Source organism: Blastococcus carthaginiensis (assembly GCF_030731085.1).
Lineage (GTDB): Bacteria > Actinomycetota > Actinomycetes > Mycobacteriales > Geodermatophilaceae > Blastococcus > Blastococcus carthaginiensis.
The window spans coordinates 41685-53834 of sequence record NZ_JASNFN010000029.1; the positions used below are offsets into that span (position 1 = coordinate 41685).

11 protein-coding genes are annotated in these 12150 nt (G+C 70.4%); 5 read left to right on the forward strand and 6 right to left on the reverse strand.

The genetic code is table 11. The annotated features are described in order from the left end of the window. Positions 1-252: 252 nt before the first annotated feature. Positions 253-783 carry an HAD family hydrolase gene (locus tag QOZ88_RS18860; protein ID WP_306001251.1) on the reverse strand — a complete coding sequence of 177 codons (531 nt, stop codon included), beginning with the start codon at positions 781-783 and terminating at the stop codon, positions 253-255. Between the two features lie 1388 nt (positions 784-2171). On the opposite strand from QOZ88_RS18860, the gene QOZ88_RS18865 reads away from it, so the two are divergent. Next, positions 2172-3569, forward strand: coding sequence for a metallophosphoesterase (locus QOZ88_RS18865; protein WP_306001252.1), 1398 nt, complete (start codon positions 2172-2174; stop codon positions 3567-3569). Between the two features lie 13 nt (positions 3570-3582). Here QOZ88_RS18865 and QOZ88_RS18870 read toward each other — a convergent pair whose 3' ends face one another. The 4 genes from QOZ88_RS18870 to QOZ88_RS18885 form a co-directional block, all read right to left on the reverse strand. Beyond that, on the reverse strand, positions 3583-4389 hold the full coding sequence (locus QOZ88_RS18870; protein WP_306001253.1) for an HAD family hydrolase: 807 nt from the start codon (positions 4387-4389) through the stop codon (positions 3583-3585). After that, positions 4382-5293, reverse strand: coding sequence for an HAD family hydrolase (locus tag QOZ88_RS18875; RefSeq protein ID WP_306001254.1), 912 nt, complete (start codon positions 5291-5293; stop codon positions 4382-4384). The genes QOZ88_RS18870 and QOZ88_RS18875 overlap by 8 nt, the downstream gene beginning before the upstream one ends. Beyond that, on the reverse strand, positions 5290-6585 hold the full coding sequence (gene serS, locus QOZ88_RS18880; RefSeq protein ID WP_306001255.1) for a serine--tRNA ligase: 1296 nt from the start codon (positions 6583-6585) through the stop codon (positions 5290-5292). Before serS ends, QOZ88_RS18875 begins: the two co-directional genes overlap by 4 nt. A 67-nt stretch (positions 6586-6652) precedes the next feature. Further along, positions 6653-6817 (reverse strand): hypothetical protein, encoded by a 165-nt coding sequence (locus QOZ88_RS18885; protein ID WP_306001256.1) that lies wholly within the window; start codon positions 6815-6817, stop codon positions 6653-6655. Positions 6818-6917: 100 nt separating this feature from the next. Here QOZ88_RS18885 and QOZ88_RS18890 point away from each other — a divergent pair, with 100 nt between their 5' ends. The 3 genes from QOZ88_RS18890 to QOZ88_RS18900 all read left to right on the forward strand — a co-directional run bounded on the left by QOZ88_RS18890 (position 6918) and on the right by QOZ88_RS18900 (position 9081). Then, positions 6918-8342: a GuaB1 family IMP dehydrogenase-related protein gene (locus QOZ88_RS18890; RefSeq protein WP_306001257.1), complete on the forward strand. Its 1425-nt coding sequence runs from the start codon at positions 6918-6920 to the stop codon at positions 8340-8342. Next, positions 8339-8686, forward strand: a complete 348-nt coding sequence (locus tag QOZ88_RS18895; protein ID WP_306001258.1) for a metallopeptidase family protein — start codon at positions 8339-8341, stop codon at positions 8684-8686. Before QOZ88_RS18890 ends, QOZ88_RS18895 begins: the two co-directional genes overlap by 4 nt. Before the next feature lie 65 nt (positions 8687-8751). After that, on the forward strand, positions 8752-9081 hold the full coding sequence (locus QOZ88_RS18900; protein ID WP_244524112.1) for a GroES family chaperonin: 330 nt from the start codon (positions 8752-8754) through the stop codon (positions 9079-9081). Between the two features lie 96 nt (positions 9082-9177). Here QOZ88_RS18900 and QOZ88_RS18905 read toward each other — a convergent pair whose 3' ends face one another. After that, a complete protein-coding gene (locus QOZ88_RS18905; RefSeq protein WP_306001259.1) occupies positions 9178-9651 on the reverse strand; it encodes a MarR family winged helix-turn-helix transcriptional regulator in 474 nt (157 codons plus the stop codon). 76 nt (positions 9652-9727) lie between these two features. Between QOZ88_RS18905 and QOZ88_RS18910 the strand changes: the two genes are divergently transcribed. Continuing rightward, positions 9728-11869, forward strand: a complete 2142-nt coding sequence (locus QOZ88_RS18910) for an MMPL family transporter (RefSeq protein WP_306001260.1) — start codon at positions 9728-9730, stop codon at positions 11867-11869. Positions 11870-12150 lie beyond the last annotated feature (281 nt).

Sequence of the window (12150 nt, forward strand, 5' to 3'; positions counted from 1 at the left end):
GTAGGCGAACGGCCGGAATGCAGCCGAGCCGTGTACCGACTACACCGTCGGGCGGACCAGTGGACGACGTCACCGTCGCGGGAGGCCGGGACGCCGGGAGGCCGGAGGCCGGGACGTGCCGAGCCGGGGCGCGCCCTCCCTCAGCGCAGAGCGTCCTCCCTCACCGCGCACCGTGCGGAAGGACGCTCGATGATCAGGTCACCTGGTCCCGGCCGCTCTACAGCGGGGGCCGGGTGGAGCCGGTCCAGCGGCCTACAGCGCGGCCAGGAAGGCGGCGACGCCGTCCTCCTCGTTGGTACCGGTGACGTTGGTCGCGACGTCGAGCAGGTCCGGGTGGGCGTGGGCCATCGCGACCGCCCGCCCCCCGCCGTCCCGCACCCACCGGAACGCGGCGATGTCGTTGGGCATGTCGCCGAACACGACGACGTCCTCCGGTCCGACCCCGTGCTCGGCGGCGACCCGCGCCAGGCCCGTTGCCTTGGTCACCCCAGGCGCGGAGATCTCGGCCAGCGCATCGGTCGAGGAGGTGGTGACCGTGGCGCGGTCCCCGACGACGTCGCCGGCCAGGCCGACGAAGGTGTCGCGGGTCATCGACTCGTGCCGGGCCAGCAGCTTCGCGACCATCTCTTCCAGCGTCGCCTCAGCCACCCCGGGCGCATTGATGTCCCACCGCGGCTCGTAGATCGGCTCGTGACGGAACTCCAGGCCGTACTCGCCCGCGAACCAGGTGTCGGGCTGGCGCCGCCGGAGCTCGGCCGTGACCGACTTGCGTAGCTCGAGCAACAGTCCCCCAAGCTAGTGCGCTCCGCCGTCGGTCACGATCCCCTCGGGGGTGATGCCCAGTCGCTCGGCTTGGCATGCCGACCACCCCATCCCGCTATGCTCTCGGCAGTGACTTTCAGCTCAGGGCCTCGTCGCGACGAGATTGCGAGGATCTGACTGCTGGGCGTGGGCTCGGAAAGGGATTCAGTGAGTCAAGTTCGGGCTGGGGCACGCATGCAGGCGCGAAAGAGCGCTGCGGGGGGTATTGATTCGAGCTTCCTCGCATGGGAGGACCCGGCCTATCTAGAAAGAATCAAGCACCGCGTACACCGCGTACTACGGGATAAGCCAGTGTCGGACGTCGTCGAGTTGGCGCGCTTGAGCGGCGGAGCATACCCACAGTACGTCGGGCACTTCGCGAACGAACTCGACGCAACAATCCCCGCACAAGCGTCCGCACCGGTGGTCCCCACCAGAGCGCGGTTCCCACTTCCATCTCCGGCCAGTGGCGAGTGGTACTTCACAAGGGACACCAATACCGCACTGGTCGAGATGGTTGCAGATGACGTCTTGTGCCTGGGCACTCCATCCGTCGCCGAGCGATTGGTAGAAGCAGGGCGGATGGCGACCGTCGTGGACAATAGTCGGTTTCTCTCAGACCGATTTAACCTGAGTAGTGCCGAGGTCTTTCACTCAGCGGTCGAGGACTGGTCGTACACAAGAGTCTTCGATTCGGCCATCTTGGACCCTCCGTGGTACTTCCCTGCCTTGGATACGTGGCTTGAGGCAGCCTCTAGGGCCGTACGAACCGGAGGCCTCATCTGCTTCCCCCTACCTGGCTACCTGACGCGCCCAGGGGCGTCGGAGGATCGCATAAGGATCCTCTCGACTGCCGAGCGCATCGGAACGGTTGAAGTGGTACCGGACGCTTTGGATTACGAGGTACCACGCTATGAGAAGATCGCACTTGCTACCGGCGGCCTACAGATAAGCGCCCCGTGGCGCGTCGCAGATATGATACGCCTGCGAAACGAGAGGCCGCGTCCTGACGACAACACCCTTGCGCCCTTCCCGGGATCTTGGACCGATCACAGGGTCGGGGAGCATGTGATATCGGTTCGCAATCAGTCACAACCCGCCCGCCATAGCCGCTCACGATCATTGATATCGCCTACCCCAGGGGCAGCGAACTACCGACTAAACTCCGTTAGTCGCCGAAATCCACAAGTGAAGAAGGCGGACATCTGGACTTCGGCAAGCACAGCCGCCTCGGTGGATGACTGGCCGAGGCTGACGGACTTGCTTGCCCGGCTATCGGCGACGGATGGCAACCCTCTGAGTCTAGACGGCTCAATGCTTGAAGACCTGCAAGAACTCGGGACCAAGTTGGAGCTGCAGCCGTGATTGTCGTGAGGTTCAGCGACTACGAAGCTGACACGATCGCCGAGCACGAGCAGGTATTGGCTCAGCACGGCGAAGTTTGGTGGGCGTGGTGGAAGAAGTTGCATGAGGATTGGCCCGCCATTGACCTCGGTCGCTTGTTAGCCGCGGTATCCAGCACTGGAGCCGCCTCAGTCGGACTGCTCGATCGGCCAACCAATCGGTTTTTCACTGCAAACTGTAGTGCGGTCGTTCACCATCAAGGCGAACCTGTCGCCACACCGGACGTCGCCACCACACCGGCCTACTACCACGACCGACTTTTTCCAGCATGGTTGAAGTTCACCGCGATCTCCTCCATGTCGGAGGCCCAATGGACCGCTCAGTTCGGGCCTGTCCCCACAGGGGATGACACCCTATTCCCAGTAACGGACGCGGCTAACGCAACTCAGGTCTTTGGACGGCCGTGCCACTCCGGTGGTACAGGGATCCTGCACATCTCGGACTTGCATTTTGGCTCGGATCACGGATTCTCCGCGCACGCGCATGGCATTCGGTCCACCAAGAGCCTATCTAGTCTGATCAAGGGAGCCATCCCCCAGGCGCCAGCCGCCGTCGTGGTGTCGGGAGACCTCACGACAAGGGGAGAGGCAGAGGGCCTCACGAACGCACGAACGTTCCTCGAACGCCTAGCTGATGACCTGGATGTTCCACGAGATGCGGTTGTGATCGCGCCGGGCAATCACGACATCTTGGTTGAAGATCCCAAGTTGACGCGCGACTTCAGTAACGAACAGCCGTTTCGGGACTTCGTGCACCTATTCTACGGCCGGCAGACCGACCTTGAACGGGTCCACTACATAAGAGGCGGGGACGGTTACACATACTTGATCGGATCCGTGAACTCTTCTCGCCCCAGAAATAGAAAGACCATGGATTATGGGTATGTTGGTGCGGATCGCAGCGAGCCTGTACTGCGCACAATTTCTCAACTGATGCACTCCCTTCCTACGGGATCGAAGGTCTGGTCCGGACTGGTCCTCCACCACCACGTTCTTCCAGCGCCGCTATTTGAATCACCCGAAGAGGACCGGCCTGTCAGCCTAACGCTTGACGCCGGGGAGCTCGTATCGCTCTCTCAGGCCCACGGGCTCGACGCGATTCTGCACGGCCATCAGCATCTGCCATTCCTGGGCCACGTAGGTCGAGTCGCAGAGTGCGGCCCCGTAGCGTCACCAGCAACAAAGCGCGCGCCCATCGCCGTCTTAGGCGCTGGATCGACGAGTGTCAAAGTAAATCGATTGCCCAACGAGATGCGTGACAATTCGTTCGCTTTCTACCAGCCGTCGGAAGAGGGGTTGAGTGCGAGGGTGTTCCAATTTAATCCCGGCAAAGAGCCTCAGGCGCTCTGGAGCGTGTTGCTTTAGATATAGACGATGATTAGTGAAGGCTGCGCAAGAAGGCGAAGACTCCATCGTCATCATTGGTACCGGTGACGTCGGTCGCGACGTCGAGCAGGTCCGGGTGGGCGTGGGCCATCGCGACCGCCCGCCCCCCGCCGTCCCGCACCCACCGGAACGCGGCGATGTCGTTGGGCATGTCGCCGAACACGATGACGTCCTCCGGTCCGACCCCGTGCCCGGCGGCGACCCGCGCCAGGCCCGTCGCCTTGGTCACCCCAGGCGCGGAGATCTCGGCCAGCGCATCGGTCGAGGAGGTGGTGACCGTGGCCCGGTCCCCGACGACGTCGCCGACCAGGTCCACGAAGGCGTCCCGGGTCATCGACTCGTGCCGGGCCAGCAGCTTCGCGACCGGCTGCGCGACCATCTCCGCGAGCGTCGCCTCGGCCACCCCGGGCGCGTCGACGTCCCACCGCGGCTCGTAGATCGGCTCGTGACGGAACTCCAGGCCGTACTCGACCGCGAACCAGGTGTCGGGCTGTTGCCGTCGGAGCTCGGTGGTGACCGACTCGAGGACCTCGGGGTCCAGCGGATCCTCGTGCACGATCTCGAAGCGCTCCAGGTCCAGCAGCACCGCACCGTTGCAGCACACCGCGGTGCCGGTGCCCAGGACCTCGCGGATCCGGACCATCCAGCGGGGCGGCCGGCCGGTGGCCAGGACGACGGGCACCCCGTCGGCCCGCCAGCGACCGAGCTCGGCGACCGTCGCCTCGCTCACCGTGTCGTCCCAGCGCAGCAGGGTGCCGTCCATGTCGCTGGCGATCAGCCGCGGCTTCCAGTCAGACATCGGCGAGCACCGCCTCCAGGTAGCGGGCGACCCCGTCGACCTCGTGCCCGCTGGTCAGCTCGGGGGCCAGCGTCTTCACCGCCGGGTGGGCGTTGGCCACCGCGACGGCCCGGCCACCGGCGTCCTTGACCGCCGAGAGCATCGGCAGGTCGTTGGGCATGTCGCCGAAGACCAGCACGTCGCCGAAGCCGACGCCGTAGCGCTCCAGCGCCATCGCCAGGCCGCTGGCCTTGGTGATGCCCGGGGGCAGCACCTCGATGAAACCCAGGCCGGCGTGGGTGAGCTCGGCGTCGGACGGGTCGACGACGGACCGGGCCCGGGCCAGGAGCTCGTCCTGCCCCAGCGCGGCCGAGCGGAGGAACACCTTGAGGACGGCGCCCTCGGGCAGCACCTGCCCCCGCGGCAGCAGGTGCGCCGGTTCGGGGTAGGGCCAGTCGAAGCCGTGCTGGACGCGCAGGCGGGCGTGCACCTCGCCCTGCTCGGCGGCGTCCTCGACGGCGAGGACCAGGTCCCCGGCCACCGTCTCGATCTGCTCGACCACCCGCTCGGCCTGCTCGCGCGGGAGCGCGACGGTGCGCAGCACCTCGTCCCGCTCGAGGTCGACGACGAACCCGCCCTGCGAGAGGACGGCGATGCCGCGCCCGTCGAGGGCCGCGCGGACGCTGTCGAGCAGCCGGGGCCCGCGGCCGGTGACGCCGATGACGGGGATGCCCGCCGCCCAGCACGCCTCCAGCGCCGCCCGCGTGCGGGGGCTCACCTCGCCGTCGGGGCCCAGCAGCGTGCCGTCGAGGTCGCTGGCGACCAGCTTGGGCCGCCAGGGGCCCAGGTCACCCAGCTCGACGACGGTGTCGGCCCCCTCCAGGACGCCGTGGGCGCGGACCGCCCGCGGCGTGCGTGCGGTCATGCGGCCGGCACCGGGGGCACCAGCGTCATGCCCGGGGTCAGCAACTTCACGCCGCCCAGCCAGGGACGCAGCGCGACCGGCACGTGCACCGACCCGTCGGCCCGCTGGTGCACCTCGAGCAGGCAGGCGATGGTGCGGGCGATGGCGCACAGCGTGCCGTTCAGCGTGGCCGCCGTCTGGTTCTTCCCGTCCTCGTCCCGGTACCGGATGGTGAGGCGCCGGGCCTGGAAGGTCGTGCAGTCAGACGTCGACGTCAGCTCGCGGTAGGTGCCCTGGGTGGGGAACCAGGCCTCGATGTCGTACTTGCGCGTCGCGCTGGTGCCGAGGTCGCCGGCGGCGATGTCGACGACCCGGTAGGGCAGCTCGAGGGCCTGGAGGAACTCCTCCTCCCACGCCAGCAGCCGCAGGTGCTCGGCTGCGGCGTCCTCGGGCCGGCAGAAGCTGAACATCTCGACCTTGTCGAACCAGTGCACGCGGACGATGCCGCGGGTGTCCTTGCCGTAGGAGCCGGCCTCGCGGCGGAAGCAGGAGGACCAGCCGGCGTAGCGCTTCGGCCCGGCCGCGAGGTCGAGCACCTCGTTCGCGTGCATGCCGGCCAGCGCCACCTCGGAGGTGCCGACGAGGTACAGGTCGTCGCGCTCGATCCGGTACACCTCCTCGTCGTGCTCGCCGAGGAAGCCGGTGCCCTCCATGGCGCTGGGCTTGACCAGTGCGGGGGCGACCACCGGGGTGAAACCGGCGGCGACGGCGCGGCTGATCGCCAGCTGGGCGAGCGCGAACTCCAGCAGGGCCCCGGGGCCGGTGAGGAAGTAGAAGCGGGACCCCGAGACCTTGGCGCCGCGCTCCATGTCGATCGCGCCGAGCTTCTCGCCGATCTCGATGTGGTCGCGCGGCTCGAAGTCGTAGGTGGGCACCTCGCCCACGGTGCGCAGCGTGACCGCGTCGTCCTCGCCGCCGGGCGGGACCTCGTCGGCGACGACGTTCGGGATGCGCAGGTGCACCTCGCGCAGCGCGGCGTCGGCGGCGCGCTGCGCCTCCTCGGCCTCCTTGACCGCCGCGGCCAGGGCCTTGGCCCGCTCCAGGACGGCGGGGCGCTCCTCGGGGGTGGCCTTCTTCACCGCCTGCGAGGCGCTCTTCTGCTCGGCGCGCAGGTCGTCGCCCCGCTTCACCGCGTCGCGGCGGGCGGCGTCGGCGGCCAGCAGCGCGTCGACCAGGGACTCGTCGGCGCCGCGGGCGCGCTGGCTGGCACGGACGACGTCGGGGTGCTCGCGCACCAGGCGCAGGTCGATCACGTCGCCATGGTGTCATCCGGGCCCGGACGACGTGCCGGGCAGCGGGGAGCCCGCCGCAGGCCGGCGGTCACGGGGCGTCCAGCAGGGTCGTGACGGCGGCCTGCACCAGCCGGCTCTCGTCGCGCAGGGCGGCGAGCGCCTCCGCCCGCTCGGCCGGCGCCGCGCCGGACACGTGCTGCCCGATCCGGCCGCGCCCTTCCGGCTGCTCCGGTGACCCGACCGGCCCGGACATCCCTCTCCGGGCAGTACGCCTCTGCCCACCCGGGCGGGGCAGAGCGCCACTTTCCCCGCACCACCTCTGGAGGTCCGGCGGATCGGGGACAATGGTCGCCATGCGCTTCCTGCAGCGGCCCTCGCACGACCTGACCTACTCCGACGTCTTCATGGTGCCGGCGCACTCGACCGTCGGGTCGCGGCTGGAGGTCGACCTGCGCACGCCCGACGGCGTGGGCACCACCATCCCGATCGTCGTCGCCAACATGACGGCGATCTCGGGTCGCCGCATGGCCGAGACCGTGGCCCGCCGCGGCGGCCTCGCCGTCCTGCCGCAGGACATCCCGGTCGACGTCGTCGCCGAGGTCGTCTCCTGGGTCAAGACCCGCCACCCGGTCTACGACACCCCGATCACCCTGTCCCCCACCTCGACGGTGGGCGAGGCGCTGTCGCTGCTGACCAAGCGCGCGCACGGCATCGTCGTGGTGGTCGAGGACGGCTCCCCGGTCGGCGTCGTCACCGACGGGCAGTGCCAGGGCGTCGACCGGTTCACCCAGCTCGCCGAGGTGATGACCTGCGAGCCGCTGACCATCCCGGCCGGCACCGACCTCACCAAGATCTTCGACGTGCTCTCCGGCGAGCGGGTGAGCGCCGCACCCGTGGTCGAGGGCGACCGCCTGGTCGGCGTGATCACCCGCAAGGGCGCCCTGCGCTCCTCGCTGTACACGCCGGCGGTGAACGCCCAGGGCCACCTGCTCACCTCGGCTGCCGTGGGCATCAACGGCGACGTCGCGGGCAAGGCCGGCGCCCTGCTGGCCGCGGGCGTGGACGTGCTCGTGGTCGACACCGCGCACGGGCACCAGGAGAAGGCGATCGAGGCGCTGCGCGCGGTGCGCTCGGTGGCCGGGGCCGCCCCGGTGGTGGCCGGCAACGTGGTGACGGCGCAGGGCACCCGCGACCTGATCGAGGCCGGTGCCGACGTCGTCAAGGTCGGCGTGGGCCCCGGCGCCATGTGCACCACCCGCATGATGACCGGCGTCGGCCGGCCGCAGTTCTCCGCCGTCGAGGAGTGCGCCGCCGAGGCCCGCTCGCTCGGCAAGCACGTCTGGGCCGACGGCGGCGTGCGGCACCCCCGCGACATCGCGCTCGCGCTGGCCGCCGGCGCGGCGAACGTGATGGTCGGCTCCTGGTTCGCCGGCACCTTCGAGAGCGCCGGCGACATCCACGACGACGGCGGCCGGCTGTACAAGGAGTCCTTCGGCATGGCCTCGGCCCGCGCGGTCAAGGCCCGGACGGCGACCCAGACCGGGTTCGAGCGGGCGCGGGCCGGGCTGTTCGAGGAGGGCATCTCCTCGTCCCGCATGTACCTGGACCCGCAGCGCCCCGGCGTCGAGGACCTGATCGACCAGATCGTGGCCGGCGTGCGCTCGTCCTGCACCTACGCGGGCGCACGCACCGTCGACGAGCTGCACGAGCGGGCGGTGCTGGGGGTGCAGAGCTCGGCGGGCTACGAGGAGGGCCGGCCGCTGCCGACCTCCTGGTGAACGCGCTCCCGCTCCGGCAGTTCGAGGAGCTGGTCGCCGACGCGCTGGACCAGGTGCCGGCCGAGCTGATGGCGCTGCTGGACAACGTCGTCGTCCTGGTCGAGGACCGGAACCCCGACGAGCCCGAGCTGCTCGGGCTCTACGAGGGCTACGCGCTGACCGAGCGCGGGTGGGACTACGGCGGGGCGCTGCCGGACCGCATCATGATCTACCGCGAGGCGATCTGCGACATCTGCGAGACCGAGGACGACGTGGTCGACGAGGTCACGATCACCGTCGTCCACGAGATCGCGCACCACTTCGGCATCGAGGAGGACCGCCTCCACGAGCTCGGCTGGGGCTGAAGACCCCCGCGCCCTCCACCGCTCGCGGCGGGCCTCTGCGCAGGGGGCAAGTAGCGTTGGCGGACGTGCCCGAGAACAGCGCCGGCCGGCTGCCGATCAAGATGCTGCACGACCGCGTCCTGGTGTCGCTGCGCCGGGAGGACGGCGAACGGCGCTCGACCGGCGGCATCCTGATCCCCGCGACCGCCCAGGTGGCGAAGCGGCTGGTCTGGGGCGAGGCCAAGGGCGTCGGGCCCAGCGTGCGGCAGGTGAAGGTCGGCGACCAGGTGCTCTTCTCCCCCGAGGACCAGCACGAGGTCGAGGTGCACGGCGAGGACCTGGTCATCCTGCGCGAGCGGGACGTGCACGCCGTCGCCGCCGAGCGCATCGAGGAGTCCACCGGCCTCTACCTGTAGACCCGGCGGCGGCAGCACCGACAGTGTGCGCCGAGGCGCCATTCCCGGGCGGCGAACTGCGCACCAGCGCCCATCGTCGGTCGCTTCAGGGACCGGTCAGCGGGGCCCGCCCTCCGCCCGGGCGTGGGTCTCGATCACCTCGGTCATCCCGCTCAGGAACCGGCGGACGACGGCGAGCTCGTCGTCCGAGAACCCCTCCATGGCGGCGAGCAGGTCGCGCTGCAGCCCGCCGAAGAACTCCGCCCCCGCGGCCATCGACTCGGGGGACATCTGCAGCGTCACCCGGCGGCGGTCCTCGCTGTCCCGCACCCGGCGCAGGTGCCCGGCGCGCTCCATGCGGTCGACCAGCGCGGTCACCGAGGCCGAGCTGAGCTCCACCGCCGCGCCCAGCCGCCCGGCGGTCAGCGCCTCCCCGCGGCGGGCGGCGTCCATGACCGCGACCAGCGCCCGGACGTCGGTGCGCCCCAGCCCGTGCAACCCGGCGAACCGCTGCCCGACCGCATCCAGCTCCACGGTCAGCCGGCGGAGGAGCAGTGCCAGCTCCTGCCGCCCGGGATCGACCTCGGCCACCGCACCTCCGTTCGCGCGCGGCACCCGTCCGCACTAATCTCTCGATCATCGAGATGATCGACCGTCAAGGAACATGATGCCGCGCCGCAGCTCCGCCCTCCGCTGGATCCTCCCCGCCGTCGTCGCCCTGCTGTGGCTGGGGCTGGCCGGCCCGCTCGGCTCGTTCAGCGGCAAGCTGGCCGAGGTCTCCGAGAACGACTCCGCCGCCTTCCTGCCCGACAGCGCGGAATCCACCCGGGTCACCGAGCTGCAGCAGCAGTTCCGCACCGAACGCACGCTGCCGGTGGTGCTGCTCTGGGAGAGCGAGGACGGCGCCCTGGACCGGGCCGCGCTGGCCGAGGCGCAGCAGCGGGTCGACCAGGCAGCCGCCGTCGCCGAGGAGGCCGGCGCCCTGGCGGGGCAGCCGTCACCGCCGATCCCCTCGGAGGACGGCGAGGCGGTGCAGGCGGTGCTGCCCTTCGACCCGGACCTCGGCGAGACGCTGCCCGAGGTCATCGGCGAGGTGCGGGCCATCCCCGGCATCGACGGCACGACCGCGTACGTCACCGGCCCCGGCGCGATCTTCTCCGACTTCGCCGAGGGCTTCGCCGGCATCGACGGGCTGCTGCTGCTCGCGGCGTTCGGCGTCGTCCTGCTCATCCTGCTGGTCGTCTACCGCAGCCCCCTGCTGCCGCTGCTGGTCATCGGCACCGCCGGCCTGGCGCTGGTCGTCTCGCTCGCGGTGGCCTACGTCCTGGCCGACCAGGGCTGGATCACGGTGAACGGCCAGAGCCAGGGCATCGCCTCGATCCTGGTCGTGGGTGCGGCCACCGACTACGGCCTGCTGCTGGTCGCCCGCTACCGCGAGGAACTGCGCCGCGAGCGGTCCCCCGTCGCCGCGATGCGGGTGGCGCTCCGGCAGTCGTGGGAGCCGATCCTCGCCTCCGGCGGGACGGTCATCCTCGGCGTCCTCTGCCTGCTCTTCTCCGACCTGGGCTCCAACCGGGCGCTCGGCCCGATCTCCGCCGTCTGCATCGCCTTCGCCATGCTGGCCGCGCTCACCTTCCTCCCGGCCGTGCTGGTGCTGTTCGGCCGCGCGGCGTTCTGGCCCTTCCGCCCCGAGTACGGCGAGGAGCACGCCCACGGCCGCGGCTGGGAGCGGGTGTCGTCCTCGGTCGGACGCAGTCCCGGCCGGTACCTCGTCGGCAGCGGCGCCCTCCTCGTCGTCATGGCGCTCTTCCTCCCGACCTTCGACGCCGACGGCATCCCGCTGTCCGAGGCGGTGCGCGGCGGCTCGGAGTCCGGCGCCGGGCAGGAGGCGCTGGCCCGGCACTACGAGGCCGGCTCCGCCAGCCCCGCGGTCATCATCACGCCGGCCGACGGCTGGCAGGACGTCGCCGACGCCGCCGCGCAGGTCGACGGCGTCGCCGGGGTGTCGCCGTTCACCGGTGAGCAGGGCGGGCCGCCCGGGACCGGGAGCGCCGAGCCGGTCGAGGTGGACGGACTGGTCCGGATCGACGCCACGCTGGCCGACGCCCCCGACAGCGAGGCCGCGCAGGACACCGTCGCCGAACTGCGGACGGTCGTGAGCGACGTCGACCCCGACGCCCTCGTCGGCGGCTCGACCGCCCAGGACCTGGACACCCAGGAGACCGCCGCCCGCGACCTGGCGGTGATCGTGCCGCTGGTGCTGCTGGTGATCACGGTCGTGCTGGCCCTGCTGCTGCGCGCGATCGTGGCCCCGCTGCTGCTCGTCGTCACGGTCGCGCTGAGCACGGCGGCGACCGTCGGCGTCAGCGCCCTGGTGTTCGACCACCTGTTCCGGTTCCCGGGCAGCGACCCGCAGGTGCTGCTCATCGGGTTCGTGTTCCTCGTCGCGCTGGGGATCGACTACAACATCTTCCTCATGACCCGGGCCCGGGAGGAGTCGGTCCGGCACGGGGCGCGGGACGGCGTGCTGCGGTCGCTGGCGGTCACCGGCGGGGTGATCACCAGCGCGGGGCTCGTGCTGGCGGCCACCTTCGGCGCGCTCACCGTCCTGCCGCTGGTGATCCTCGTCCAGCTCGGTTTCCTCGTCGGCTTCGGCGTCCTGCTCGACACCTTCGTCGTCCGGACGCTGCTCGTGCCGTCGGCGGTCCACCTGATCGGCGACAGGGTCTGGTGGCCCGGGGTGCTGGCGCAGGGACCCACCGAGCCGGCCGCGCCCGACCGCGAGCTCACCGGCGCATCGGCGAGGTGATCCGCGGGGCGCCGGCTCATGTAAAGAGCTCCGGTGCTTGATCAGCTTCGGGGTTCCAGGGTTGCATGAGCATCCCGGCTGGTCCGGTGGGTGGCGAGGAAAGCGGCTCTGAGGGAGAGACGATCTTGAGGGATCGTGTCGAGCCTCGTCCGACTGATTGCCACCACTGGCCTGGCCACGGATGCCCCGGATGAGGGAAGTGGGCCGGCCCGCCGAGGCCGGGCCCGGTTGCAGCACATGAGTGGGAGCCGTCGTCAGGTTGCTCGCCGCCTTGGGACCGT

Excerpts from the sequence above, each read along its gene's own strand:
- QOZ88_RS18890 (WP_306001257.1), top strand. The coding sequence starts at position 6,918 with ATGCGCTTCCTGCAGCGGCCCTCGCACGACCTGACCTACTCCGACGTC.
- QOZ88_RS18885 (WP_306001256.1), bottom strand. The coding sequence starts at position 6,817 with ATGTCCGGGCCGGTCGGGTCACCGGAGCAGCCGGAAGGGCGCGGCCGG.
- QOZ88_RS18875 (WP_306001254.1), bottom strand. The coding sequence starts at position 5,293 with ATGACCGCACGCACGCCGCGGGCGGTCCGCGCCCACGGCGTCCTGGAG.
- QOZ88_RS18910 (WP_306001260.1), top strand. The coding sequence starts at position 9,728 with ATGCCGCGCCGCAGCTCCGCCCTCCGCTGGATCCTCCCCGCCGTCGTC.
- QOZ88_RS18870 (WP_306001253.1), bottom strand. The coding sequence starts at position 4,389 with ATGTCTGACTGGAAGCCGCGGCTGATCGCCAGCGACATGGACGGCACC.